Annotated in this window: 22 protein-coding genes; 13 read left to right on the top strand and 9 right to left on the bottom strand. The window is 68.8% G+C overall.

The window, feature by feature from the left end:
- Positions 1-98: 98 nt before the first annotated feature.
- From BXA03_RS12165 to BXA03_RS12140, 6 genes are all read left to right on the top strand, one after another.
- Positions 99-518, top strand: coding sequence for a hypothetical protein (locus BXA03_RS12165; protein WP_076507888.1), 420 nt, complete (start codon positions 99-101; stop codon positions 516-518).
- A gap of 90 nt (positions 519-608) precedes the next feature.
- Positions 609-3,356, top strand: coding sequence for an aconitate hydratase AcnA (gene acnA, locus BXA03_RS12160; RefSeq protein ID WP_076507886.1), 2,748 nt, complete (start codon positions 609-611; stop codon positions 3,354-3,356).
- 224 nt (positions 3,357-3,580) lie between these two features.
- On the top strand, positions 3,581-3,874 hold the full coding sequence (locus tag BXA03_RS12155; protein WP_076507884.1) for a FeoA family protein: 294 nt from the start codon (positions 3,581-3,583) through the stop codon (positions 3,872-3,874).
- Positions 3,867-5,747 carry a ferrous iron transport protein B gene (gene feoB, locus BXA03_RS12150; RefSeq protein WP_076507881.1) on the top strand — a complete coding sequence of 627 codons (1,881 nt, stop codon included), beginning with the start codon at positions 3,867-3,869 and terminating at the stop codon, positions 5,745-5,747. Before BXA03_RS12155 ends, feoB begins: the two co-directional genes overlap by 8 nt.
- 25 nt (positions 5,748-5,772) lie before the next feature.
- Positions 5,773-6,042, top strand: a complete 270-nt coding sequence (locus BXA03_RS12145; RefSeq protein WP_076507878.1) for a DUF6587 family protein — start codon at positions 5,773-5,775, stop codon at positions 6,040-6,042.
- Positions 6,043-6,106: 64 nt separating this feature from the next.
- On the top strand, positions 6,107-7,321 hold the full coding sequence (locus tag BXA03_RS12140) for an FAD-dependent monooxygenase (RefSeq protein WP_076507876.1): 1,215 nt from the start codon (positions 6,107-6,109) through the stop codon (positions 7,319-7,321).
- Positions 7,322-7,328: 7 nt separating this feature from the next.
- Here BXA03_RS12140 and kynA read toward each other — a convergent pair whose 3' ends face one another.
- Complete coding sequence (gene kynA / locus BXA03_RS12135; RefSeq protein ID WP_076507873.1) at positions 7,329-8,213, bottom strand: tryptophan 2,3-dioxygenase; 885 nt, start codon at positions 8,211-8,213, stop codon at positions 7,329-7,331.
- Positions 8,214-8,237: 24 nt separating this feature from the next.
- Positions 8,238-9,431, bottom strand: coding sequence for an amino acid aminotransferase (locus BXA03_RS12130; RefSeq protein ID WP_076507870.1), 1,194 nt, complete (start codon positions 9,429-9,431; stop codon positions 8,238-8,240).
- A gap of 219 nt (positions 9,432-9,650) precedes the next feature.
- Between BXA03_RS12130 and BXA03_RS12125 the strand changes: the two genes are divergently transcribed.
- Positions 9,651-10,031, top strand: coding sequence for a RidA family protein (locus tag BXA03_RS12125; protein ID WP_076507867.1), 381 nt, complete (start codon positions 9,651-9,653; stop codon positions 10,029-10,031).
- Positions 10,032-10,037: 6 nt separating this feature from the next.
- Here BXA03_RS12125 and kynB read toward each other — a convergent pair whose 3' ends face one another.
- The 4 genes from kynB to BXA03_RS12105 form a co-directional block, all read right to left on the bottom strand.
- Positions 10,038-10,682, bottom strand: coding sequence for an arylformamidase (gene kynB, locus BXA03_RS12120; protein ID WP_076508512.1), 645 nt, complete (start codon positions 10,680-10,682; stop codon positions 10,038-10,040).
- Positions 10,683-10,778: 96 nt separating this feature from the next.
- A complete protein-coding gene (locus tag BXA03_RS12115; RefSeq protein WP_076507864.1) occupies positions 10,779-11,087 on the bottom strand; it encodes a YkgJ family cysteine cluster protein in 309 nt (102 codons plus the stop codon).
- Between the two features lie 19 nt (positions 11,088-11,106).
- Positions 11,107-12,063 (bottom strand): ornithine carbamoyltransferase, encoded by a 957-nt coding sequence (argF, locus tag BXA03_RS12110; protein WP_076507862.1) that lies wholly within the window; start codon positions 12,061-12,063, stop codon positions 11,107-11,109.
- 4 nt (positions 12,064-12,067) lie between these two features.
- On the bottom strand, positions 12,068-13,273 hold the full coding sequence (locus tag BXA03_RS12105) for an aspartate aminotransferase family protein (RefSeq protein WP_076507860.1): 1,206 nt from the start codon (positions 13,271-13,273) through the stop codon (positions 12,068-12,070).
- Between the two features lie 179 nt (positions 13,274-13,452).
- Between BXA03_RS12105 and BXA03_RS12100 the strand changes: the two genes are divergently transcribed.
- Complete coding sequence (locus BXA03_RS12100) at positions 13,453-13,776, top strand: DUF3579 domain-containing protein (RefSeq protein ID WP_076507858.1); 324 nt, start codon at positions 13,453-13,455, stop codon at positions 13,774-13,776.
- A gap of 140 nt (positions 13,777-13,916) precedes the next feature.
- Here the strand turns inward: BXA03_RS12100 and rpsT are convergent, their stop codons facing one another.
- Positions 13,917-14,231 (bottom strand): 30S ribosomal protein S20, encoded by a 315-nt coding sequence (gene rpsT, locus BXA03_RS12095; protein WP_017761815.1) that lies wholly within the window; start codon positions 14,229-14,231, stop codon positions 13,917-13,919.
- 166 nt (positions 14,232-14,397) lie between these two features.
- Here rpsT and murJ point away from each other — a divergent pair, with 166 nt between their 5' ends.
- From murJ to yccS, 5 genes are all read left to right on the top strand, one after another.
- Positions 14,398-15,960, top strand: a complete 1,563-nt coding sequence (gene murJ, locus BXA03_RS12090; protein ID WP_076507856.1) for a murein biosynthesis integral membrane protein MurJ — start codon at positions 14,398-14,400, stop codon at positions 15,958-15,960.
- An 86-nt stretch (positions 15,961-16,046) separates the two neighbouring features.
- The gene (locus BXA03_RS12085) at positions 16,047-16,898 is read left to right on the top strand and encodes a SirB1 family protein (protein WP_076507853.1); all 852 of its coding nucleotides are present in this window, start codon (positions 16,047-16,049) and stop codon (positions 16,896-16,898) included.
- Positions 16,899-17,035: 137 nt separating this feature from the next.
- Complete coding sequence (locus tag BXA03_RS12080; protein ID WP_076507850.1) at positions 17,036-17,725, top strand: response regulator transcription factor; 690 nt, start codon at positions 17,036-17,038, stop codon at positions 17,723-17,725.
- The gene (locus tag BXA03_RS12075; RefSeq protein ID WP_076507847.1) at positions 17,722-19,161 is read left to right on the top strand and encodes a sensor histidine kinase; all 1,440 of its coding nucleotides are present in this window, start codon (positions 17,722-17,724) and stop codon (positions 19,159-19,161) included. The genes BXA03_RS12080 and BXA03_RS12075 overlap by 4 nt, the downstream gene beginning before the upstream one ends.
- A 134-nt stretch (positions 19,162-19,295) precedes the next feature.
- Positions 19,296-21,572, top strand: coding sequence for a YccS family putative transporter (yccS, locus tag BXA03_RS12070; protein ID WP_076507845.1), 2,277 nt, complete (start codon positions 19,296-19,298; stop codon positions 21,570-21,572).
- Positions 21,573-21,690: 118 nt separating this feature from the next.
- Here the strand turns inward: yccS and BXA03_RS12065 are convergent, their stop codons facing one another.
- Positions 21,691-22,740 (bottom strand): AI-2E family transporter, encoded by a 1,050-nt coding sequence (locus tag BXA03_RS12065; protein WP_076507843.1) that lies wholly within the window; start codon positions 22,738-22,740, stop codon positions 21,691-21,693.
- 25 nt (positions 22,741-22,765) lie between these two features.
- Positions 22,766-23,833 (bottom strand): phosphoribosylformylglycinamidine cyclo-ligase, encoded by a 1,068-nt coding sequence (gene purM, locus BXA03_RS12060; protein WP_076507841.1) that lies wholly within the window; start codon positions 23,831-23,833, stop codon positions 22,766-22,768.
- Positions 23,834-23,946: the final 113 nt, after the last annotated feature.

The raw sequence follows: 23,946 nt of genomic DNA, 5'->3' as shown, positions 1-23,946 counted from the left end.
CCTCCCAGGTCATGGCCGGCGTGCCGCGCACCCGGGAGGATGCGTCTGACGGTAGCCCTCGGGCACCGTCGATTCCCCTCACCCTGCAAGGAGCTTCCATGTCCTCGATCCTGATCTCGCCCCGTTTTCTTCCCCGTGTGATGTGGCTGGATGCCGCATCCTGCCTGGCCACGGGTGCCGTCCAGTGTGGGGCGACGGCTCCGCTGTCCGCTCTGACCGGTCTGCCGCCGGCGTTGCTCGGATCCACCGGCTTGTTCCTGCTGATATATGCCGCCGCTGCCGCCTGGATGGCGGGGCGCGCCGCGCCACCGCGCGGACTGATCGGCCTGGTGGTGGCCGGCAACGTCGGCTGGGCCATCGCCTGCCTCGGCCTGCTTTTCAGCGGCCGCGTGCAGCCGACGGTGGCCGGCGAGGCGTGGGTCGGCCTTCAGGTGATGGTGGTGCTCGCGCTGGCCGCTGCGCAATGGGCCGGACTTCGCGCCACTTCGCAGCGGCGCGGGTCCATGCTGCAAGCCTGAGCATGGCCGAACGAGGGGTAGCCCGCTGACGTCCATTGCCTTCAAAGCCTGCTATCTTGCTCGTTGGTTCGAACAAGAAGGATGCTTCTCATGGCTGACGCTGCTACTCCCCACGTCTTCGCTTCCGCCCTCAAGACCTTCAAGACGGCCTCTGGCCGGCAAGGCAAATACTGGTCGCTGCCCGAGCTGGCCAAGCAGTTCCCCAACATCGCCAAGTTGCCGGTGTCGATCCGCATCGTGCTGGAGTCGGTGCTGCGCAACTGCGACGGCCAGAAGGTGGCCGCTGAACATGTGGAGCAACTGGCCAACTGGCAGCCCACTGCCGAGCGCACGGAGGAGATTCCCTTCGTCGTGACGCGCGTGGTGCTGCAGGACTTCACCGGCGTGCCGCTGCTGGCCGACCTGGCCGCCATGCGCAGCACTGCGAAGCGCCTGGACAAGTCGCCCAAGACCATCGAGCCGCTGGTGCCCGTGGACCTGGTGGTCGACCACTCGGTGATGGTGGACCACTACGGCACGCCCCAGGCGCTGGACCTGAACATGAAGCTGGAGTTCTCCCGCAACAAGGAGCGCTACCAGTTCATGAAGTGGGGCATGCAGGCCTTCGACACCTTCGGCGTCACGCCCCCGGGCTTCGGCATCGTGCACCAGGTCAACCTGGAGTACCTGGCGCGGGGCGTCTACAAGTCGGCCGACGACAGGGCCGATGTGGCGACCTGGTACCCGGATTCGCTCGTGGGCACCGACAGCCACACGACCATGATCAACGGCGTGGGCGTGGTCGGCTGGGGCGTGGGCGGCATCGAGGCCGAGGCCGCCATGCTGGGCCAGCCGGTGTACATCCTCACGCCCGATGTGGTGGGCTTCGAGCTCACCGGCCAGCTGCGCGAAGGCGTGACGGCCACCGACCTGGTGCTCTACGTCACGCAGATCCTTCGGCAGGAGAAGGTCGTCGGCAAGTTCGTCGAATTCTTCGGCCCCGGCGCCGCGTCCATCCCGGTGCCTGACCGCGCGACCATCGGCAACATGGCGCCGGAGTACGGCGCCACCATGGGCTTCTTCCCGGTCGACGAGAAGACCATCGCCTACTTCCGCGGCACGGGCCGCACGGACGAGGAGATCGAGCGCCTGGAGGCCTACTACAAGGCCCAGGGTCTGTTCGGCATGCCCGCCCCCGGCGCGCTGAACTACACCAAGACCGTCAAGCTGGACCTGTCGACCGTCACGCCCAGCCTGGCCGGCCCCAAGCGTCCGCAGGACCGTATCGACCTGGGCCATCTGTCCGGCCGCTTCACCGAGCTCTACAGCAAGCCCAACGAGGCCAACGGCTTCAACCAGCCGGCCGACAAGCTGGCGGTGCGCCATGACATCGCACTGGACGGCAAGCAGGTCTCCATCGGCAACGGCGACGTGCTCATCGCGGCCATCACCTCGTGCACCAACACCTCCAACCCCAGCGTGCTGCTGGCGGCGGGCCTGCTGGCCAAGAAGGCGGTGGAAGCGGGCCTCACGGTCAAGCCGCACGTCAAGACCTCGCTGGCGCCCGGCTCGCGCATCGTCACCGACTACCTGCAGAAGACGAACCTGCTGCCCTACCTGGAAAAACTGGGCTTCTACCTGGCCGGCTACGGCTGCACCACCTGCATCGGCAATGCCGGCGACCTGGCGTCCGAAATCAACGACGCCATCACCGGCAACGACCTGGTGTGCGCGGCCGTGCTGTCGGGCAACCGCAATTTCGAGGCGCGCATCCACCCGAACCTGAAGGCCAACTTCCTGGCCTCGCCGCCCCTGGTGGTGGCCTTCGCCATCGCAGGCAACGTGACGGTCGACCTGATGACCCAGCCCGTGGGCAAGGGCACCGGCGGCAAGGACGTTTACCTGGGCGACATCTGGCCCAGCGCTGCCGAGGTGGACGAGCTGCTGCGCTTCGCCATGGACGCGCAGGCCTTCCGCCGCAACTACGAGCAGATCGCCGCCAACCCGGGCGAGTTGTGGAACAGCATCAAGGGCGTGCAGGGCGAGGTCTACGACTGGCCCACTTCCACCTACATCGCCGAGCCGCCCTTCTTCGAAGGCTTCGGCATGGAGCCGAAGGCGACGGAGACGGGCGTGACCGGCGCGCGCGTGATGGCGCTCTTCGGCGACTCGATCACCACCGACCACATCTCGCCGGCCGGCTCCATCAAGGAGAGCTCGCCCGCCGGACAGTGGCTCAAGGCCCATGGCGTGGGCAAGGCCGACTTCAACAGCTATGGCTCGCGCCGCGGCAACCACGAGGTGATGATGCGCGGCACCTTTGCCAACGTGCGCATCAAGAACCTGATGCTGCCGGCCGGTGCCGACGGCTCGCGCGAGGAGGGCGGTCTGACGCTGTTCCAGCCCAATGGCGAGAAGATGTACATCTACGACGCCGCGATGAAGTACATCGAGCAGGGCGTGCCGACGGTGATCTTCGCCGGTGAGGAATACGGCACCGGCTCCAGCCGCGACTGGGCGGCCAAGGGCACGCAGCTGCTGGGCATCAAGGCCGTGGTGGCCCGCAGCTTCGAGCGCATCCACCGCGCCAACCTGGTCGGCATGGGCGTGCTGCCGCTGCAGTTCCTGGGCAGCGATTCCTGGCAGGGTCTGAACCTCAAGGGCGACGAGAAGGTCGACGTGGTCATCCCCGGCGAGCTCAAGCCCCAGCGCGACGATGTCAAGCTGGTGATCGAAAGCGCGGACGGCAGCCGCAATGAAGTGACCGTGCGCCTGCGCATCGACACGCCCATCGAGGTCGAGTACTACAAGCACGGCGGCATCCTGCCTTTCGTGCTGCGGCAACTGCTGCAGGGCTGAAGCGCCCGGCCGCTGCGTCCGAGTGGGCGCGGTGCTGATGCGAGCAAGGCCGCGGAACGGTGAACGCCGTTCCGCGGCCTTTGTTTTGGGCGGCCGGCCGCGGCCCGCATTGCCGAATGGCAACGCGGTTTCTGACCCACGGGGCTCCTGCTTGCAATTGAAAATTGTTAGCATCTAGCTTTTGCCAGAGAGAGTTCCGCGTCGCAGCGGGACCGTTTGCCTCCGTGTCCACTCCTGCCTCGCGCGCACCGGCCGCCTTTCTGCCGCTCGACCAACTGCCCGACCGCCAATGGGCGACCGTGATGGACGTCGCGCGCGGCGAAGGCGCAGAGGACCGCGACCTCGCGCTGCGCCTGACGGAGATCGGCTTTGTCCCCGGCGAGCGTGTCTGCGTGGTGGCAAGCGGCCACCCCGGCCGCGAGCCGCTGGCCGTGCGGCTCGGCCACACCACCTTCGCCCTGCGCCGCTACGAGGCTGCGTTGATCCATGTCGCACCCGCGGAGGCCGCCCATGGCTGAGGCGAGCATCGCGTTCCAGTCGCCCAACCCGCCGCGCCGTGTGGCGCTGCTGGGCAATCCCAATTGCGGCAAGACGGCCCTGTTCAACCTGTTGACGGGCAGCCGCCAGAAGGTGGCCAACTATGCCGGCGTGACCGTCGAGCGCAAGGAAGGCGAGCTGCGCACCCCCGGCGGCCGCAGCGTGGCGGTGCTGGACCTGCCTGGCGCCTACAGCCTCAATGCCCTCTCGGCCGACGAGGCGGTGACGCGCGACGTGGTCACCGGCCGCCGCGACCAGCTGCCCGACCTGCTGGTCTGCGTGACCGACGCCACCAACCTGCGGCTGAACCTGCGTCTGGTGCTTGAAGCCAGGCGTCTGGGCGTGCCGATGGTGATGGCGCTGAACATGACCGACATGGCCGAGCGCCAGGGCATCCGAGTCGACACCGACATCCTCTCGCGCGAGTTGGGCATTCCGGTGATCCGCACCGTGGGCGTGCGCCGCCATGGCGCCACCGAGTTGCTGGCCGCACTTGATGCGCCGGTGCCAGCCGCCTCGCCGCTGCCCTGGGAGGCGCCGTCGATGGACGACGTGCTGGCCTCGCACAAGGAAGTGCGCCGCATCCTCGACCTGGCGGTGCAGACGCCGCAAGGCAGCCTGGCCACCAGCGACCGCATCGACCGCGTGGTGCTGCATCCCGTGTGGGGCATGCTGGTGCTGGCCGTGACGCTGTTCCTGATGTTCCAGGCCGTGTTCAGCTGGGCGGCCGTGCCCATGGACGCCATCAAGGCCGGCACCGATGCCATCGGCGGCTGGGTGCAGGGCATCATGGCGGACGGGCCGCTGCGCAGCCTGCTGGTCGACGGCGTGGTGGCCGGCGTGGGCGGCGTGCTGGTCTTCCTGCCGCAGATCCTGATCCTCTTCCTCTTCATCCTGGCGCTGGAGGATTCGGGCTACCTGCCGCGTGCCGCCTTCCTGCTGGACCGGGTGATGGGCACCGTGGGCCTGTCGGGCCGTTCCTTCATTCCGCTGCTGTCCAGCTTCGCCTGCGCCATTCCCGGCATCATGGCCACGCGCACCATCAGCAACTGGCGCGACCGGCTGACCACCATCCTGATCGCGCCGCTGATGACCTGCTCGGCCCGGCTGCCGGTGTATGCGCTGCTGATCGGCGCCTTCATCCCGCAGCGCGAGGTGCTGGGCATCTTCAACCTGCAGGGCGTGGTGCTGTTCGCGCTGTATGTCTTCGGCATCGTCTCGGCCATGGCCGTGGCCTGGGTGCTCAAGCGCCTGCGCACGCAGCAGGGCCACTCGCCACTGCTGATGGAGCTGCCGGCCTACCGCTGGCCCAACCTGCGCAACCTGCTGCTGGGGCTGTGGGAGCGGGCGTGGATCTTCCTGCGCCGCGTGGGCACCATCATCCTCACGCTCACCATCCTGCTGTGGTTCCTGTCCAGCTACCCGGCACCGCCCGCCGGTGCCACCGGCCCCGCCATCGAATACAGCTTCGCCGGCCGACTGGGCGGGTTGCTGGAGCACGTCTTCGCGCCCATCGGCTTCAACTGGCAGATCTCCATCGCCCTCGTGCCGGGCATGGCCGCGCGCGAGGTGGCCGTGGGTGCGCTCGGCACCGTGTATGCGCTTTCGGCCACTGGCGAAGAGGTGGCGGGCGCGCTGGAGCCGCTGATCGCCGGCAGTTGGTCGCTGGCGACCGCGCTGTCGCTGCTGGTGTGGTTCGTGTTTGCGCCGCAGTGCATCTCGACGCTGGCCACGGTGAAGCGCGAGACCAACAGCTGGAAGCAGGTCTTCATCATGACCGGCTACCTGTTCGGGCTGGCCTACGCGGCCTGCTTCATCACCTACCGCGTCGCGCTGGCTCTCGGGGCCGGCTGACGCTCTTGATGCGGAGATCCTTGCCATGCAGAACGCCGTCGTTGCCCTGATCGTCCTCGTGGCCGCCGTCTATGCCGCCTGGCACTGGATGCCGGCGGGCTGGCGCCGGTCGCTCGCGCCGCGCATGGCGCGCTGGATGGCGCGCAGCGGCCTGGTGCGCGAGGAGCGCGAGGCCAACGTGGCCCGCTCCCTTGGCCAGGTGGGCGGCTGCGGCTCGTGCGACAGTTGTGGCAGCTGCGGGCCGAAGCCGTCCTCCCGCAAGGACGACGCCCAGTCGCCGTCGGCGTCTCGCTGATCCTGCGCAGCGGGCCAGGCTGCGGCGGGCCGAGAATCGTGGACTTTTTGGGGTTCACGAGCGCATGCGCATCCATTCCCTCATCGTTGGCGGCGGCATCGGCGGCCTGGCCGCCGCCCTGGCGCTGGCGCGGGCCGGCCACACGGCAGACCTGATGGAGCAGGCGCCTGCCTTCAGCGAGGTGGGCGCGGGCATTCAGCTGGGGCCGAACGTCGTGCGCCGGCTGCAGGCCCTGGGACTGCAAGAGGCGCTGGAGGATGTCGTGGCCCGTCCCGAGCGGCTGTGCGTGTCCTCGGCGCTGACGGGTGCCCGCATCGCCGTCATGCCGCTCGCAGGTGCCATGGAACAGCGCTACGGCGCGCCCTACTTCACGATCCATCGCGCCGATCTGCACAGCCTGCTGCTGCACGCGGTGCGTGCTCTGGACAACGCAGGTGTGACGCTCAACACAAACGCCCGCATCGAGCGCCTGTCCACGCGCGGCGATGCATTCGTCTGCGCCGCCACCTCGGACAGCCGCGCGTGGGAGGGCGATGCGCTCATCGGCGCGGATGGGGTGTGGGGCCGTGTCCGGCCGCGCATCTGGCCCGATGCGGCGTCCGCCCGGCCCACCGGCCACACAGCCTTCCGCGCGCTGCTGAAGCAGGACACTTTGCCGGCAGCACTGCGCAGCCGGCAGGTGGACGTCTGGCTGGCGCCGCGATTGCACGCCGTGGCCTATCCGGTGCGAGGCGGCGAATGGCTCAACCTGGTGGTGCTGGCCGAATCGCCGCTCGGCGAAGCCGAAGTCGGCGCCGACGCCGACGCCGACGCGCGAGATTGGGATCAGGCCGCCAGCCGCGCTGCACTCGACCGTTCCAGCGGCCATGTCGGCCAGCCGCTGCGGGCGCTGCTCGACGCCGTTCCGGCGTGGCGAGCCTGGACGTTGTGCGACCGAACGCCGCTGGCCGGACCGCAGGAGATGGTCGACGGGCGTGTGGCGCTGCTGGGCGATGCGGCTCACCCCATGCTGCCGTACCTGGCACAGGGTGCCGGCATGGCGATCGAGGATGCCGTGGCGCTGGCGCAGCAGCTCAGTGGCTGCACGCCGGCCGAGGTGCCCCAGGCCCTGACGCGCTATGCGCAGGCGCGTTGGGCGCGCAATGCGCAGGTGCAGGCCCGTGCGCGGCGCAACGGGGGCATCTTCCACCTGGGCGGGCCGGTGCGCTGGGGCCGCGACCTGGCGATGCGCTTGGCCGGCCCGGCCCTGATGGACCAGCCCTGGCTCTACGCCGGATGAATTGCCATTAAAGCTCCGTCCTCAGCGTCCAGAGCTCAGGAAACAGCACCACGTCCAGCATCTTGCGCAGGTAGCTCACGCCGCCGGTGCCGCCGGTGCCGCGCTTGAAGCCGATCACACGCTCCACCGTGGTCACGTGCCGGAAACGCCAGAGGCGGAAGGCGTCCTCGATGTCGGTGAGCTTCTCGCCGAGCTGGTAGAGGTCCCAGTGCGCCTTCGGGTCGCGGTAGACCGTGAGCCAGGCCTCCTGGACGGCCTCGCTCGCGGTGTAGGGCTGGGTCCAGTCGCGCTCGAGCTTGTCGGCCGGAATGGCGAGGCCTTCGCGGGCCATCAGGCGCAGGGTCTCGTCGTACAGCGAGGGCCGGCGCCACGCGGCGTCCACCATCGCCAGCAGGTGCGGCCGGTGGGCATGGGGCTTGAGCATGGCGGCGTTCTTGTTGCCCAGCGAGAACTCGATGCAGCGGTACTGCGCGCTCTGGAAGCCGCTGGAGTTGGCCAAGTAGGGCCGCATGGCCGTGTACTCCGGAGGCGTCATGGTCGACAGCACCGTCCAGGCCCCCACCAGCTGCTCCATGATGCGCGTCACCCGCGCCAGCATCTTGAAGGCCTCGGGCTTGGTGTTCTCGCCCGGGTTGGCGATGGCCGCCGTGGCGGCCGTCAACTCGTGCAGCATGAGCTTCATCCACAGCTCGCTGGTCTGGTGCTGCACGATGAACAGCAGCTCGTCGTGCGTGGGCGACAGCGGATGCTGGGCGCTCAGGATCTCGTCCAGATGCAGATAGTCGCCGTAGCTCATCGACTGGCTGAAGTCGAGCTGGGCTTTCTCTTCATGGACGATCTGTTCGGGCAGTGCTCCGCCCTCCGCCGGGCCGGCGGATGTCGAGGAATTCATCGCAAGGCTCCTGGGAGGGTGGGATCAGTCCAGCACGGCGGCCATGGCCTGGGCGACGTAGGCCACGTTCTTGGTCGACAGGCCGGCGATGCACATGCGGCCCGAGCGCACCAGGTACACCGCATGCTCTTCGCGCAGGCGGTCCACCTGCTCGGGCGTGAGGCCGGTGTAGCTGAACATGCCGCGCTGGGTCAGGAAGTAGCCGAAGTCACGGCCGGGCAGGCGGTCGACCAGAGTGGCGTGGAGGGCCTCGCGCATGGCCTTGATGCGGCCGCGCATCTCGGCGAGCTCGGCGTCCCACTGGGCGTAGAGCTCGGGCGTGCTCAGCACGCGCGTCACGATGCGCGCGCCATGCGTCGGCGGGCTGGAATAGTTGGCGCGCACCGAGCTCTTGAGCTGGCCCAGCACCCGGCCGGCTTCCTCGGCCGAGCCGCACACCACCGACAGGCCGCCGCAGCGCTCGCCGTACAGCGAGAAGCTCTTGGAGAAGGAGTTGGCCAGGAAGAAGCGAACGCCCGCATCGGCCAGCGCGCGCGGCGCGAAGGCGTCCTCGACCAGGCCGTCGCCGAAGCCCTGGTAGGCCATGTCCACATAGGGAATCAGGCCGCGCTCGGCGATCACCGGAATCAGCTGCTTCCACTGGTCCTGCGACAGGTCGACGCCCGTGGGGTTGTGGCAGCTGGCGTGCATCAGCACGATGCTGCGGGCGGGCAGCGTCTTGAAGGCCGCGAGCATGTCCTCGAAGCGCAGGCCGCCGGTGGCCGGGTCGTAGTAGGGATACAGGTTCACCTGGAAGCCGGCACCCTCGAACATGGCGCGGTGGTTCTCCCAGGTCGGGTCGCTCACCCACACCTGCGAATCGCCGAAGTAGCGCTTGAGGAAGTCGCCACCCACCTTCAGGCCGCCGGAGCCGCCGATGGTCTGGATGGTGGCGACGCGGCCGCTGGTCACGGCCTCGTGCGTGGGGCCGAAGGCCAGCCTCTGCACCGCGGCGCGGTAGTCGGCCATGCCTTCCATGGGCAGGTAGGAACGCGGGCCGATTTCCTGCAGCAGGGCGGTCTCGGCGGTGCGCACGGCCTTCATCACCGGCAGGCGGCCGTCGTCGTCGAAATAGATGCCGATGCTCAGGGACACCTTGTTGGGCCGTGTGTCGCGCTGGAAGTCCTCCATCAGCGAGAGGATCGGATCACCGGGGTAGGCGGGAATGTGTTCGAACATGGCGTGGCTTTCGGTGGTGCGGTCCGTGGGCGGGGGCGGCACGGACGACGCAAGCTGCGGGCCGGGCGGGCTGCCGCGCTCGGGGACGAGCGGCGTAGGACAGGGCGCTGCGGAGTGAAGCGGGGAAGTTATCACTGTCAAAAAATGCGTTGTGTCGCTTATTCCCAACGCTGACCATAAAATAAACGTCGTTTTATGTATGGAACATTTGGAGCTGCGATGAAGCAAGTGATCGATGTGGGTCTGCCGGCGCTCAAGCAACCTTTTTCGTGGGCCGTGAAGGCCACGGGCGCCATGCTCTTCACCGCGCATGGGCCCGTCCGCACCGACGGCACCATCGACACCGGGACCATCGAGGCGCAGACGCGCCTGACCTTCGAGAACCTCCGACGCGGCGTGCAGTCGGCCGGCGGCACGATGGCGGACGTGACGCAGGTGCTGATCTACATGACCGACGTGGCGGACATGCCGGCCATCGACGCGGTCTACCGCGAGTTCTTCGAGGCGCCGTACCCCAACCGTTCCAGCGCGGCCGTGGCGGCGCTGGTGGTGCCGGGCATGAAGATCGAGATCGTGGCCTACGCGATGGTGCCGGCCTGAGCGCCGTCAGCCCAGCGCGCGCAGCACGGCGCGCACGGGCGAGGCATCCGCCTGCACCAGCTTGAGCGGCAGCGCGATCAGCTCGTAGTCGCCTTCGGGCACGGCGTCGAGCACCAGGTTCTCCAGCACGCGCATGTCGTGGCGCCGGATGGTCTGGTGGCTGGGCAGGGCCTTGCTGTCGGCCGGGTCGATGCTGGCCGTGTCGATGCCGATCAGGCGCACGCCGAGCGCGGCCAGGCGTTCGACCGTCTCGGGCGCGTAGGCGGGAAGCGCCGGGTCCCATCGGTCCACGGGCGCCCGGTCGTAAGTGCGCACCAGCACCCGCGGCGGCAGGCGGTCGTCGATGGCATGGGCGATGTGCTGCCACTCGACGAGGGGCGCGGCGCCGACGGCATGGATCACACGGCATGGGCCGAGGAAGGCGTCCAAGTCCACCTGGCCGATGGTGGCGCCGTCGGCCGCGTAGTGCAGAGGCGCGTCGGCGTGCGCGCCGACGTGCGGCGACATCGTGATCTGGCTGACGTTGACCGGGCAGCCCGGGCCCAGCGTTGCGGCCCATTGCTGGGCATAGGGCGTGTCGCCGGGAAACACCGGCGCGCCGACGTAGACAGGGGGAGAGATGTCCCAGAGACGGGAGGGCGGAGCAGACATGCGCCGGACCATAGCGCCGGCGCGGGATGTGTGGTGTCGGTTATTTCCAACGCGGGCGAAGAAGGCGGTCCGGCCTCGTTTGGCGAGAGCGTTGCCTCAGCCTCCGAGCACGGGCAACCCGTGCCGTGCGCGTGCCCTCTCGCAGCCATGGCTGCCCGCTTCCAGTTCGCGGCAAGGGTTCGGCCGCCATTCGTAGATGCCGCAGCCCACCGATTGCCCCACCTTGCCCGTGAGCGCAGCGCAACGCATCGGAACGTGGTCCGTGCCCCGCATCCGGCAGGTGGCGCCTGTGACCTGGACCGTCAGACCCGCCGGCACCGTGCCGCCCATGTCGTCCAGCTCGTGGATGCTGAAGTCGACGCGGTAGCTGGCGCAGCAGGCGCCGCAGCTCTGGCAGGGGTTCATCGATGCGCCGGAAAAACCTTCAGCCGATACGGCCGAGCAGCAGGTACTCCATCAGTGCCTTCTGCACATGCATGCGGTTCTCTGCTTCGTCCCAGACGACCGATTGCGGGCCGTCGATGACCTCGCCCGTGACCTCCTCGCCGCGATGGGCGGGCAGGCAGTGCATGAACAGCGCGTCAGGCTGGGCCACGGCCATCATGGCCTCGTCCACGCACCAGTCGGCAAAGGCTTGGCGGCGCTGCTCGTTCTCGGCCTCGTAGCCCATGCTGGTCCACACGTCGGTGGTCACCAGATGCGCGTCGCGGCAGGCGTCCATCGGGTCCCTGAAGACCTTGTAGCTGTCGCCGGAGCGGATGCCGGCGACGGCCTGGTCCACCTCGTAGCCGCTGGGCGTGCTCACATGCACCGCGAAGCCCAGGATCTCGGCCGCCTGCAGCCAGGTGTTGGCCATGTTGTTGCCGTCGCCCACCCAGGCTACGGTCTTGCCGCGCAGCGCCCCCGGGTCGGGCGTGCCGTCCGCATTCAGGCCGCGGTGCTCCAGGTAAGTGAACAGGTCGGCCAGGATCTGGCAGGGATGGAATTCGTTGGTCAGGCCGTTGATGACCGGCACCCGCGAGTTGGCGGCGAAGCGTTCGATCTTCTCCTGCTCGTAGGTGCGGATCATGACCAGGTCGGTCATGCGGCTGATGACCTTGGCGCTGTCCTCGATCGGCTCTGCGCGACCCAATTGGCTGTCGCCGGTGGTCAGGTGCACCACGCTGCCGCCGAGCTGGTACATGCCGGCCTCGAAGCTCACGCGGGTGCGGGTGCTGGCCTTCTCGAAGATCATGGCCAGGGTGCGATCCGCCAGCGTGTGGTGCTTCTCGTAGGTCTTGAACTTCTTCTTGATGAGCGCCGCGCGTCGGAACAGGTACGCGTACTCGTCGGCCGTGAAGTCGCTGAACTGGAGGTAGTGGCGGATCGCAGGAAGGCTCATGGGCTTATTGTGCCGGCTCGGCCAGGAAGGCCTTCACGATAGGGGCGAGGAGGGCGACGATCTCGTCGGCCTCGGCCACGGTGAGGACGAGCGGCGGCACCAGGCGGATCACGCTGTCCGCCGTCACCGACAGCAGCAGGCCGGCGTCGCAGGCGCGGGTCAGCACGGCGCCGGCGGGCCGGTCGAGCTCGATGCCCAGCATCAGGCCCTGGCCGCGCACTTCCTTGACGCCAGCCACGCCCTCGAACGCAGCCTGCAGCGCGCCCTTGAGGTGCGCACCGACATCGGCGGCGTTCTGCAGCAGGCCGTCCTTCTCCATGATGCGCAGCGTCTCGATGCCGGCGCGCATGGCCAGCGGATTGCCGCCGAAGGTGGTGCCGTGGTTGCCCGGCTGGAAGATGTTCGCGGCCTTGGGGCCGGCCACCACCGCGCCCACTGGCACGCCCGAACCCAGGCCCTTGGCCAGCGACATCACGTCCGGCACGATGCCGGCCCATTGGTGCGCGAACCACTTGCCGGTGCGGCCGATGCCGGTCTGGATCTCGTCGATCATCATCAGCCAGTCGTTGGCGTCGCACAGGGCCCGCACCTGCTGCAGGTAGTCCCAGCGCATCGGGTGGATGCCGCCTTCGCCCTGGATGGTCTCGAACATCACGGCCACCACGTTGGGGTTGCCTTCGGTCGCCTTCTTCAGCGCCTCGATGTCGTTGAGCGGCACGCGGATGAAGCCTTCGACCAGCGGGCCGAAGCCTTTCTGGATCTTCGGGTTGCCGGTGGCCGACAGCGTGGCCAGGCTGCGGCCGTGGAAGGCATGCTCGTACACCACGATCTCCGGCCGCTCGATGCCCTTGTCGTGGCCGAACTTGCGGGCCAGCTTGATGGCGGCCTCGTTGGCCTCCAGCCCGGTGCAGCAGAAGAAGGCGTTGGTCATGCCCGACAGCGTCGTCAGGCGCTCGGCCAGCACTTCCTGGCCGGGCACATAGTAGTAGTTGGAGGTGTGGATCAGCTGGGTGAGCTGTTCCTGCAGCGCCGGGACGAGTTCGGGATGGTTGTGGCCCAGCGTGTTGACGGCGATGCCGCCCAGGCCGTCCAGGTAGGCCTTGCCGTTGACGTCCCACACGCGGCAGCCCTGGCCGCGCACCAGGGCGATCGGCAGCCGGCCGTAGGTGTTCATGACGTGGGGCGAGGTGGGGGCGGCGGTGGCGCTCATGGGTTCTCCTGAAAGTGAAGAAATTCTAGGTGGGGGGCATGACGCCTTCGTTGAGGATTGCGCATCACTGCCATGCGCCCCGATCCCCATCGGATGCATGTCCCGGGGAGGTCGCGCGCGGGACACGCTGGGTAGAATCCCTTGTGCGGCGCAACACGCCTGCGCCGAACACGAGAACAATGGTTTCCCCCTCTGCCAAAGAAGTCTTCATTCAGGGCATCACGAGCCAGGGTCGCACTTTCCGGCCCAGCGACTGGGCCGAGCGGCTGGCCGGCGTGATGAGCCAGTTCCGCCCCGGTGGTGCCCGCCTCGGGGGGCATCTCAGCTATTCGCCCTGGTGCGTGCCGACGGTGATCAACGGCGTGAAGTGCGTGGTCGTCCACCGCGACCTCCAGGAGTCCGAGCCGATGGCCTGGGATTTCGTCATGAATTTCGCCAAGGACAACGACCTGCAGGTGGCCGAGGCCTGCCTGGTGCCGGACGGGAAGCCGCCCAAGGGCTGATTGCCTCGCCCCATTTCTGATCCGGAGCCGCCGGATCCAGAAACGAAAAAACCGCCCGAAGGCGGTTTTTCTTTTTCGCTGCAGCGCACCCGATCAAACGGCGGACCGCCTGTAGGCAGTCCGGGCTGACCTGAATTCCGTCAGGCGGCGGCCGCCGGAGCGGCAGTGGCCAGGGCCTTGACCTTGGCGGCCAGGCGGCTCTTGTCGCGCGCGGCCTTGTTCTTGTGGAAGATGCCCTTGTCGGCGATGGTGTCGACGACGCTCTGGGCCTTGGCGAACAGCTCGGTGGCCTTGGCCTGGTCGCCAGCGGCAACGGCCTTGGCGACGTTCTTCAGCGCCGTGCGGTACTTGGAGCGCAGCGAGCTGTTGGCAGCGTTGAGTTTGGTGTCCTGGCGGACGCGCTTGCGGCCCGACGCGAGGCGCGGGTTCTTCTTCTTGGGCTTGGCGGATGCCATATGTGTGTTCCTTGAGTGTCTGGGGATGTTGCGGCGAACCCGCGAGTATAGCCCACCCCGTTCTTTGCTCGCCCCGCTTAAGAGTGCCATGGCCGGCAGTGGCAACGGCAGCAGGCGGTTCCCCGCGCAGCCAGGCGTCCCAAGGCCCCGCCTACACTGCGCCGCCGTGTCGCTCTTCAAATCCGCTTCCACCGTTTCCCTGCTGACCCTGGCCTCGCGCATCACCGGCCTCGTGCGCGATGTGCTGATGAGCTCAGTCTTCGGCGTGAGCGCAATGACCGACGCTTTCTACGTCGCATTCCGCATTCCCAACCTGTTCCGCCGCGTGCTGGGCGAGGGCGCGTTCAGCCAGGCTTTCGTGCCTGTGCTGTCGGCCACCCGCACCGAGGGTGGCGAGGACCGGGCCCGGCAGCTGATCGCCCACGTCGGCACGCTGCTGCTGTGGGCGCTGGTGCTGCTGTGCGTGGCGGGCGTGGTCGCCGCGCCGCTGATGGTGTGGGCCATGGCCAGCGGTCTGGAGCGCTCGGGCAGCTTCGATGCCGCCGTCGTGATGACGCGCTGGATGTTCCCTTACATCGGCTTCATGTCGCTGGTGGCCTTCGCGGGCGGCATCCTCAATACCTGGAAGCGTTTTGCGGTGCCTGCGGCGTCGCCCGTGCTGCTGAACGTGGCGCTCATCGGTTCGATCGTGCTGGGCGCACCCCTGTTCCAGCGCTGGGGCATCGAACCCATCTACGCGCAGTGCGTCGGCGTGATGGTGGGCGGTGTGCTGCAGCTGGCCATCCAGATTCCCGCTCTGCGCCGGCTGGGCCTCATGCCGAACCTGGGCGTTCGTGTCGCCGCCTTGCGTGAGGCCTGGGCCGATCCGGGTACCCGCAAGATCCTCGGCCTCATGCTGCCGGCCATGATCGGCGTCAGCGGAGCGCAGCTGTCGCTGCTCATCAACACGCAGATCGCGTCGCACCTCGTGGCTGGCAGCGTCACCTGGGTCACCAATGCCGATCGGCTGATGGAGTTCCCGAGCGCGATGCTCGGCGTCGCCCTCGGCGTGGTGCTGATGCCCCAACTTGCCGCGGCGCGCGCGGCGAAGGATGCGGACCGGTATTCAGCCATGCTGGACTGGGGGCTTCGGCTCATCGTGCTGCTGGCGCTGCCCTGTGCGGCGGCCCTGCTGGTGTTTCCCGTGCCGCTGGTGGCGGTGCTCTTCCACAACGGCGCCTTCGACGATGCCAGCGTGCTGCGCACCGCCGATGCGCTGGCGGGCTACGGCGTCGGACTGGTGGGCATCGTCTCGATCAAGGTGCTGGCGGCCGGCTTCTACGCGCGCCACGACATGCGCACGCCCATGCGCATCAGCCTGGCGGCGCTGGCCGTGACCCAGGTGTTGAACCTCGCATTCGTGCCGTGGCTGCAGCATGCAGGCCTGACCCTGGCGATCGGTGTCGGGCAACTGCTCAATGCGCTGGCGCTGTGGGTCGGTCTGCGTCGCAGCGGCAGCTACCGGCTGGCGCCGGGCTGGGGCCGCTTCCTGCTGCAGGTCCTGACCGGGACAGTGGTGATGACGGCGCTCCTGATATGGGGCGCGCATGGCTTCGACTGGGTGGGCCTGCGCAGCCAACGTCTGCTGCGCGTCGGCCTGCTGGCGGCCTTCGTCGCCGGTGCCGCACTCCTGTACTTCGGCGTGCTCACCGCCTGCGGCCTGCGGCTGCGCAGTTTCGTCCGGCGTTGAGGCAGGGCGCCCGGCATCGCCGAGGTGGGCGTGGGGCTTCCTGCGGCCGCCTTGACGCTCGCGACGCGGCTCCACTACAAAGGCCCATGTCTCTTCGATACGACACGCCGACGCCGCTGGCCTATTTCGAGTCGCTGGTGCAAAGCGACGAGCACTTTCCCTTGCTCGAAGCCGCCGCCAGCCTTGCGCAGGACGAATATCCCGAGCTCGATGTCCAGCAGGTGCTGGGCGACATGGACCAGCTGCTGGCCCGCCTCAAACGCCGGCTGCCGGCGGACGCCGCGCCGCTGGCGCGGCTGCGGGCGCTGAACCAGTTCTTCTTCCATGACCTGGGCTTCGGCGGCAACGTCAATGACTACTACGACCCCGACAACAGCTTCCTGCATGTGGTGCTGCGCACCCGCCGCGGCATCCCGATCTCGCTGGCGGTGCTGTGGATCGAGCTGGCCCAGGGCCTGAACCTGCATGCGCGCGGCGTCAGCTTTCCGGGCCATTTCATGCTGAAGGTGTCGCTTCCAAAGGGGCAGGTGGTCATCGACCCCTTCACCGGCCGTTCGCTGTCGCGGGAGGAACTGGCGGAGCGCCTCGAACCCTACAAGCGCAGCAACGGCCTGGTGGGCGAATTCGACGTGCCGCTGGGCCTGTATCTGCAGCCGGCGCCGGCACGGGAGATCATCGCCCGCATGCTCCGCAATCTGAAGGAGATCCACAGCGCACAGGAGGACTGGGCCCGTCTCATCGGCGTGCTGGACCGCCTGATCGTGCTGCTGCCTCAGGCCTGGGCCGAATACCGCGACCGCGGCCTGGCCTGCGCCGAGCAGGGCCATACGGCCCAGGCCGTGCAGGACCTCGACACCTACCTCGCCCATGCCGAGGACGCCCTGGACGTCGACGCCATCGCCGAGCGCGCCGCGACGCTGCGGCGGGCGCTGTCCTGAGACCGTCGCCCTCGTACCGCTCCAGGGAAGCGGCGGGCAGTTCCCAAGCCAACCGTCGGCGTGCCGCGCCGGAAGGCTGACCAATTGCTGACCGCCCCCTGGTCAGCTTCCCTTCGGGTGGGGTAGCCTTCGCCCCCATGCGAATCCTGTTGGTGGAAGACGATGCGACCCTGCGCGACGTGATGTTGCGCAGCCTGACCGATGCCGGTCATCGGGTCGATGTGGCGGCGAGCATGGAGGAGGCCGATTACCTCTGGCGTGTGCAACCCTTCGATGCCGTGCTGCTGGACCTGAATCTGCCGGCCGGTCCTGGCCCAGGAAGTCCGCTCGGCAGCGGTCTGACGGTGCTGCGACAGGCGCGCAGCCGCGGTGACCGTACGCCTGTGCTGGTCCTCACCGCCCGCAACCGGACCGACGAACGCATTGCCGGCCTGGACGCCGGCGCCGACGATTACCTCGGCAAACCCTTCGAGCTGCCCGAAGTCGACGCCCGCCTGCGCGCGTTGGTGCGTCGCGCCCAGGGCACGGACGACGTGGCGCTGGTCGGTCAGCTCAAGCTCGATCGCCGAGCGCGCCGCTTCTTCATCGGCAGTGCGCCGCTGGACCTGCCGGCCCGCGAATTCGAGGTGCTGTGGGAGCTCATGAGTCCACCGGGCCATGCCGTCAGCAAGCGTGTGCTCTCCAACAAGCTGTCCAGCTTCGACGATGCACTGGGCGACAACGCGCTGGAGGCCTTCATCTCGCGTCTGCGCAAGAAGCTGCTGGGCAGCGGCGCCGGCATCCGCACGCTGCGCGGCATCGGCTATCTGCTGGAAGGCGACGCTTGAGCGCCCGACCGGCGAGCGCCGCGACCGTTGCGGCGGCCGGGCATCGCCCCCGCCCATCGCTGCGTGCGCGCGTACTGCGGCAGGTGATGCTGCCGCTGGCCCTCACCTGGCTGGCCGGCACGGTGGTGGTGCTGATCATCTCCAACTACTTCGTGCGCCAGGCCTTCGACCGTGCGCTGGTGGACGATGCCTACGCCATCGCCGCCAACATCCAGCCCCAGGGCCGGCCCGATGCGCAGTTGCAGCTCACGGCGCGCGAGATGACCACGCTGCTGTTCGACCAGCGGGAGACGGTGTATTTCGCGGTCCGACGGCCTGATGGCAGTCTGCTCTCGGGTGATCCGGCGCTGCAGACACCCTTCCTGGCCGAGGGCGCGACCTGGCATCTCGCGGACGTTCGCTTCGCCGGCAAGCAGTTGCGTGCAGTGGTCCTGCGCCATCCTGCGGGGTCCGGTGACTTCATCGTTGTCGTGGCCCAGACCACCGGATCGCGCACTGCGCTGCTTCGGCGGCTGGCGCTCTATGCCACGCTGCCGCAGATCCTGTTGCTGGGCGTGCTGGCCTGGTGGCTGTGGCGCGGCATTGCACGGGAGCTGGCCCCGCTGGGCGCGCTCCAGCAGGACCTTGGCCGGCGCGACGCCAGCGACCTGTCGCCGGTGATCGTGGGCGGCGACACGCGCGAGGTCGCGCAGCTGGGCGATGCCCTGAACGACCTGTTCGTGCGGCTCGACGGCAGCGTGCGGGCGCAGCGCGAGTTCGCGGGCAACGTGGCGCACGAGCTGCGCACGCCGCTGGCCGGCATCCGCGCGCTGGCCCATTACGGCCTGGGCCACGCCGATCCGGGGGTCGCGCGCGAACAGTTGCAGCGCATCGCCGCCAGCGAGGCCCGGGCCAGCCACCTGGTCGACCAGCTGCTGGCACTGGCCCTGGCCGCCGAATCCGATGCCGTGCTGCAGCGCGAGCCGGTGGTCCTCGACGAGCTGGCTCATGAGGCCGTGCTGCGCCACCTGACCCGCGCAGACGCCCGTGGCGTCGACCTGGGCGCCCGCGGCCTGGACGAGGCACAGGAAAGCGGCGGCTTCACCATCAATGGCAGCGTGGCGCTGGTGGAGGGCATCCTCGACAACCTGATCGACAACGCCCTGCGCTATGGCGGCAAGACGGTGACCATCGAGCTGTCGAAGGAGGAGGTCGACGGAACGATGGTGCCCGTGCTCTCGGTGGCCGACGACGGGCCTGGCATTCCCGACGTGCAGCGGCAGGCCCTGATGCATCGCTGGGCCCAGGGCACCGACGGACGCAAGCTGGGCGAAGGGTCGGGCCTGGGGCTGTCCATCGTCGCTCGCTATGCGAAGCTGCTGGGCGCGCAGATGCGCCTGGCCGCCACCACGAGTACGGGCGGGCTGCGGGCCAGCATCTTGTTCACGACCCGCTAAGCGGGTCCGGCTATCGTTCCTGGACGCGGCGACGGTTCCGCCCGGTTCACCGCGCGAACACACCACCCATATCGGTCCTCCGAGCCCGCGGCACGCATCCTGCGTGATCCGGGCGACACCCCTCCCGCTGTTTGATGGATTCCCTGATCTCCCTCGATGGCCTGCGCGGACAGTGGCGCCTGCTCTTTCAGCGCGCGCAGCCCCTGCGCGTGCTGCTGGCGCTGGCCACCTTGATGGCCGGCGCCGGACTGGCCGGCCACCAGGATGCGGTCATTCCGCTGTTTCTGGGCACCATCGCCAGCGCGCTGGCCGAGACCGACGACAGCTGGCGTGGCCGGCTGCGTGCGCTCCTGGTGATGCTGGCCTGCTTCGCGGCCGTCGGCGCCGGGGTGCAGGCGCTGTTCGGCCTCTCATGGGTGTTCATCGGCGTTTTCTGCCTTTCTGCATTCGGCATCACCATGCTGGGCGCCATCGGCGCGCGCTACAAGGCGATCGCCTATGGCACATTGATCCTGGGGATGTATGCCACCATCAGCATGGAGCACGCGGTGGCGGCGCACGGCCCCGGCCAGCACTGGCGCGAGCCGCTGCTGCTGGTGGCAGGGGCGGCCTGGTATGGCGCCATCTCGGTGTTGTGGTGCGCGCTGTTCCCGTCGCTGCCGGTGCAGGCCCTGCTGGTGCGGGTGTATGGCGTGCTGGGCGAGTACGTGCGCTACAAGGCCTCGCTGTTCGAGCCGCTGCGCGGCGTGGACGTGCAGCGCAAGCGGCTGGCGCTGGCCGGGCTCAATGCAAAGGTGGTCTCCGCCCTCAACGATGCCAAGGAAGCCATCTTCTCGCGGCTCGGTCCGCGGGCTCCCACGGGCCGGCTCGCGCGCTACCGCGGCCTCTACCTGATCGCGCAGGACGTGCACGAGCGCGCCAGCTCCTCGCACGAGGACTACAACGCGCTGGCCGAGGCCTTCTTCCACAGCGACCTGCTCTACCGTTGCCAGCGCGTTCTCTGGCTGCAGGGCGACGCGTGCAGCCAGCTGGCCCGGTCGGTGGAGCGGCGAGAGCCTTTCGTGATGGACGGCCAGAGCGTGCAGGCCCTGGCCGAACTGCGCAGCGCCATCGCCCATGCGCGTGCGACCGCGGGTGATGAGGCGCAGCAACGGCTGCCGGCCATCGAGGCTCTGGCACGCAATCTGGCGCTGCTCGACGGGCAACTGGCCGGCGCCAGCAACACGGCCCACCCCTCGGCCCGGCTCGGCCGCACCGACATGAGCCTGTTCGACCGCTCCGCGCGGGATTGGCGCGATGCGCTGGCGCGCGTGCGACGGCAGCTCACGCCGCGCTCGCCGCTGTTCCGCCATGCCGTGCGTCTGGCCGTGGCACTGGCCACCGGCTATGGCGTGATGCATGTCGTGCAGTTGCAGGAGGGCTACTGGATCATGCTGACCACGCTCTTCGTCTGCCAGCCCGGCTACGGCGAGACCATTGCGCGCATGGGCCAGCGCGTCGTGGGAACGACCCTGGGCGTGGTGGTGGGCTGGGCGCTGATCGACCTCTTTCCGCAGCCGCTGCTGCAGTCGTCCTTCGCCGTGGTGGCGGGCGTGGTGTTCTTTGCCAACCGCAGCACGCGTTATCTGCTGGCCACCGCCGCCATGACGCTGCTGGTGCTGATGTGCTTCAACCAGATCACCGATAGCGCGCGGCTCATCCAGCCGCGGCTGATCGACACCGCCATCGGCTGCGTGATCGCCGGCCTGGCCGTGCTGCTGGTGCTGCCGCACTGGCAGGCCCGGCGCATCCACGAGATCGCCGCGCAGGCCATGCGCCACCATGCCGCCTACCTGCGCCAGATCGCGGGTCAGTACGACAGCGGTGCCCGCGACGACCTGGCCTACCGGCTGGCGCGGCGCAACGCGCACAACGGCGACGCGGCGCTGGCGACGGCCGTGACCGAGATGTTCCGGGAACCCGGCTTTGCGCGCCGCCGTGCGGGTGTGGCGGTGCGCTTCGTGATTCAGTCGCACACGCTGCTGAGCTACCTCTCGGCCCTGGGCGCACACCGTGCCGCAGTCCCCGACGGCCCGCGGGTGGCTCTGCTGCGGGCGGCCGCCGAGCAGGCAGCTGCAGCGCTGGAACAACTGGCGGCAGAGGTCGAAGCCGGCCGGGTGGGCGAGGTGCCGTCGCAGGTCGCCCGCGATGCGCTCGCCGCCCGCGCAGAGGCAGACACCGGCGCCATGGCGGCTGGGGACGAGCGGGCCGACGATCTGGCCGCCCGCCTGCGGCTGATGCGCACCGAACTGCTGCTGGTGTGGGTGCAGATCGATGTGCTGCGCACCCATGCGGCCGAATGGCTGACAGCGTCCGAGTCGCCGCCGGATGGCGCTGGGGCGCAGGTGGACGGGGCGAGTCGTCCGGGCTGAACCCCGAGCACTTGGGCCGTGCTTGGGCGTCCTGGGCGGGTGTGCTTCGAGGGGGGCCCAGGACCGGGGCTCAAGATGGGTCGGCCGGTACGAGGGGCTTCAGCCACGGCCGAGCGCGTCAGACCAGCTTCGCCGCCTCCAGCTCCTTCTTGAGGTAGGCGTAGAACAGCGGCGCCGCCACCAGCCCTGCCGGCCCGAAGACGGTTTCGGCCACGAACATCACCGACAGCAGCTCCCACACTGCCATGTGGGTACGCTTGCCGACCACCTTGGCGTTGATGACGTACTCGGCCTTGTGGATCAGGATCAGGAAGACCAGGCAGGCCGCTGCCGTCACCGGCGAGACCGACAGGCCCACCAGCGTCAGCACCACGTTGCACAGCAGGTTGCCCACGATCGGCACCAGCCCCGCCACGAAGGTGAAGGTGATGAGCACGGGCGTGTAGGGCAGCCGCGTGTCCCACAGCGGCAGCACCAGCAGCAGGAAGGTGGCCGTCAGGGCTGTGTTGAAGCTGGCGATCCAGAACTGGGCCGCCACGATCTGCTTGAAGGCCAGACCGAAGGTGGTGATGCGCTGGTGGAGCGCGGCAGCCAGGGGGCGGCGCTGCAGCGGCGGTAGCGCGACGGCGGCCAGGCCGCCGACGATCAGGCCGACGTAGCCATGCAGCACCGCATTGAGCCACGCCCGGCCGGCCAGTGCGAGCGTACCGGCTTCGTTGCGCAGGTAGTTGGCCACCATGCGCTGGACATCGTCCGCTGCAGCCGGCAGCGAAGCGGCCAGCTCGGGCGGCAGTTTCTGGCGCAGTTCCAGGATGGTGCGGGCGACGTAGTCGAGAAGTCCACGGTACTGCTGCGGCGCCTCCACGACATACTCGCGCGCCTGCGACACGCCCAGCGCCAGCAGCGCCAGCGGGCCCAGCACCACCAGCAGGATCGCCACAGCCTTGATGATCGATTCGACCCGCGCCAGGGCGCGTGGCGGCAGCCGCCGATGCGCCAGTTGCACCGTGAGCCGTGTGAACCAGCGTGTGAACAGGAAGCCCACGCAGGCGCACAGCAGGCCCACCAGCAGATGGCTGAGCAGGATGCCCAGCAGGCCCAGCCCCATTAGCAGGTAGCTGGCGATGACCACCGGCCGGCTTGCGCCGACGGCGACAGGATGCGACATCGTCACGGCGTGGCCGGGCGGATCCTCAGGCCACGACGACAGCGGCGCCCTGGCCGCGCTCGGCGATGGTGCCGATCTGGTAGACCGTCTCGCCCTGGGCGCGCAGCGTGGCCGCGCAGGCCTCGGCATCGGCCGCAGCCACGACCACCACCATGCCGATGCCGTTGTTGAAGGTGCGGTTCATCTCGATATCGTCGATGCCCGCCACCTTCTGCAGCCAGGCGAACAGTTCGGTCTGCGGCCAGCTGCCCTTGGTGAGGTGGGCGGCAGTGCCTTCGGGCAGCACACGCGGAATGTTCTCCAGCAGGCCACCGCCGGTGATGTGGGCCAGCGCCTTGATGCCGCCGTCACCCGCCTCGCCGCCGTGCGGATGCGCGGCCAGCGCCGCCAGCACCGGCTTGACGTACAGGCGCGTGGGCGCCATCACGGCCTCGCGAAATGGCTGGCCGTCCAGCGTCGCGGGCAGGTCGGTTCCGGCGCGCTCGATCACCTTACGCACCAGCGAGAAGCCGTTGGAATGCACGCCGTGCGAGGCCAGGCCCAGCACCACGTCGCCGGGCCTGACGTTCTGGCCGGTGAGGATCTTCGACTTCTCGACCGCGCCGACAGCGAAGCCGGCCAGGTCGTATTCGCCGGCGGGGTACATGCCGGGCATCTCGGCCGTCTCGCCGCCGATCAGCGCGCAGCCCGACAGCTCGCAGCCGCGGGCGATGCCGCCCACCACGCGGGCGGCGGTGTCCACGTCCAGCTTGCCGCAGGCGAAGTAGTCCAGGAAGAACAGCGGCTCGGCGCCCTGCACCAGCACGTCGTTGACGCTCATGGCCACCAGGTCGATGCCCACGGTGTCGTGCATCTGCCACTCGAAGGCCAGCTTGAGCTTGGTGCCCACGCCGTCGGTGCCGGAGACCAGCACCGGCTCCTTGTAGCGCTTGGGCACCTCGAACAGGGCGCCGAAGCCGCCGATGCCGGCCAGCACACCTTCGCGCATCGTCTTCTTCGCCAGCGGCTTGATGCGGTCGACCAGCGCGTCCCCCGCATCGATGTCGACGCCGGCGTCCTTATAGCTGAGGGGGGTGGAGGAGGGCGAAGTCATGATGGCGAGCGGCGCAGGGAAGGGACAAAAAGAAGGCGGCCCGGACGTCTTCGACAGGCGCGGAGGCGGGCCGCATAGAATTTCACGCGATTTTAAGGGTCGGCTCCGGGCCG

The organism is Pseudacidovorax sp. RU35E (genome assembly GCF_900156165.1).
GTDB lineage: Bacteria > Pseudomonadota > Gammaproteobacteria > Burkholderiales > Burkholderiaceae_C > Xenophilus.
Note: the sequence above shows the minus strand (reverse complement) of the source record. Positions and strands in the feature narration are given on the sequence as shown.

What these genes read in the sequence shown, in the direction of transcription:
- yccS (WP_076507845.1), top strand. Translation starts at nt 19,296, where the DNA reads ATGGATTCCCTGATCTCCCTCGATGGCCTGCGCGGACAGTGGCGCCTG.
- BXA03_RS12145 (WP_076507878.1), top strand. Translation starts at nt 5,773, where the DNA reads ATGCAGAACGCCGTCGTTGCCCTGATCGTCCTCGTGGCCGCCGTCTAT.
- BXA03_RS12115 (WP_076507864.1), bottom strand. Translation starts at nt 11,087, where the DNA reads ATGAACCCCTGCCAGAGCTGCGGCGCCTGCTGCGCCAGCTACCGCGTC.
- kynA (WP_076507873.1), bottom strand. Translation starts at nt 8,213, where the DNA reads ATGAATTCCTCGACATCCGCCGGCCCGGCGGAGGGCGGAGCACTGCCC.
- BXA03_RS12165 (WP_076507888.1), top strand. Translation starts at nt 99, where the DNA reads ATGTCCTCGATCCTGATCTCGCCCCGTTTTCTTCCCCGTGTGATGTGG.
- argF (WP_076507862.1), bottom strand. Translation starts at nt 12,063, where the DNA reads ATGAGCCTTCCTGCGATCCGCCACTACCTCCAGTTCAGCGACTTCACG.
- BXA03_RS12125 (WP_076507867.1), top strand. Translation starts at nt 9,651, where the DNA reads ATGAAGCAAGTGATCGATGTGGGTCTGCCGGCGCTCAAGCAACCTTTT.
- BXA03_RS12105 (WP_076507860.1), bottom strand. Translation starts at nt 13,273, where the DNA reads ATGAGCGCCACCGCCGCCCCCACCTCGCCCCACGTCATGAACACCTAC.
- BXA03_RS12080 (WP_076507850.1), top strand. Translation starts at nt 17,036, where the DNA reads ATGCGAATCCTGTTGGTGGAAGACGATGCGACCCTGCGCGACGTGATG.
- BXA03_RS12140 (WP_076507876.1), top strand. Translation starts at nt 6,107, where the DNA reads ATGCGCATCCATTCCCTCATCGTTGGCGGCGGCATCGGCGGCCTGGCC.
- kynB (WP_076508512.1), bottom strand. Translation starts at nt 10,682, where the DNA reads ATGTCTGCTCCGCCCTCCCGTCTCTGGGACATCTCTCCCCCTGTCTAC.
- BXA03_RS12085 (WP_076507853.1), top strand. Translation starts at nt 16,047, where the DNA reads ATGTCTCTTCGATACGACACGCCGACGCCGCTGGCCTATTTCGAGTCG.
- BXA03_RS12100 (WP_076507858.1), top strand. Translation starts at nt 13,453, where the DNA reads ATGGTTTCCCCCTCTGCCAAAGAAGTCTTCATTCAGGGCATCACGAGC.
- rpsT (WP_017761815.1), bottom strand. Translation starts at nt 14,231, where the DNA reads ATGGCATCCGCCAAGCCCAAGAAGAAGAACCCGCGCCTCGCGTCGGGC.
- feoB (WP_076507881.1), top strand. Translation starts at nt 3,867, where the DNA reads ATGGCTGAGGCGAGCATCGCGTTCCAGTCGCCCAACCCGCCGCGCCGT.
- BXA03_RS12065 (WP_076507843.1), bottom strand. Translation starts at nt 22,740, where the DNA reads ATGTCGCATCCTGTCGCCGTCGGCGCAAGCCGGCCGGTGGTCATCGCC.
- acnA (WP_076507886.1), top strand. Translation starts at nt 609, where the DNA reads ATGGCTGACGCTGCTACTCCCCACGTCTTCGCTTCCGCCCTCAAGACC.
- BXA03_RS12130 (WP_076507870.1), bottom strand. Translation starts at nt 9,431, where the DNA reads ATGTTCGAACACATTCCCGCCTACCCCGGTGATCCGATCCTCTCGCTG.
- purM (WP_076507841.1), bottom strand. Translation starts at nt 23,833, where the DNA reads ATGACTTCGCCCTCCTCCACCCCCCTCAGCTATAAGGACGCCGGCGTC.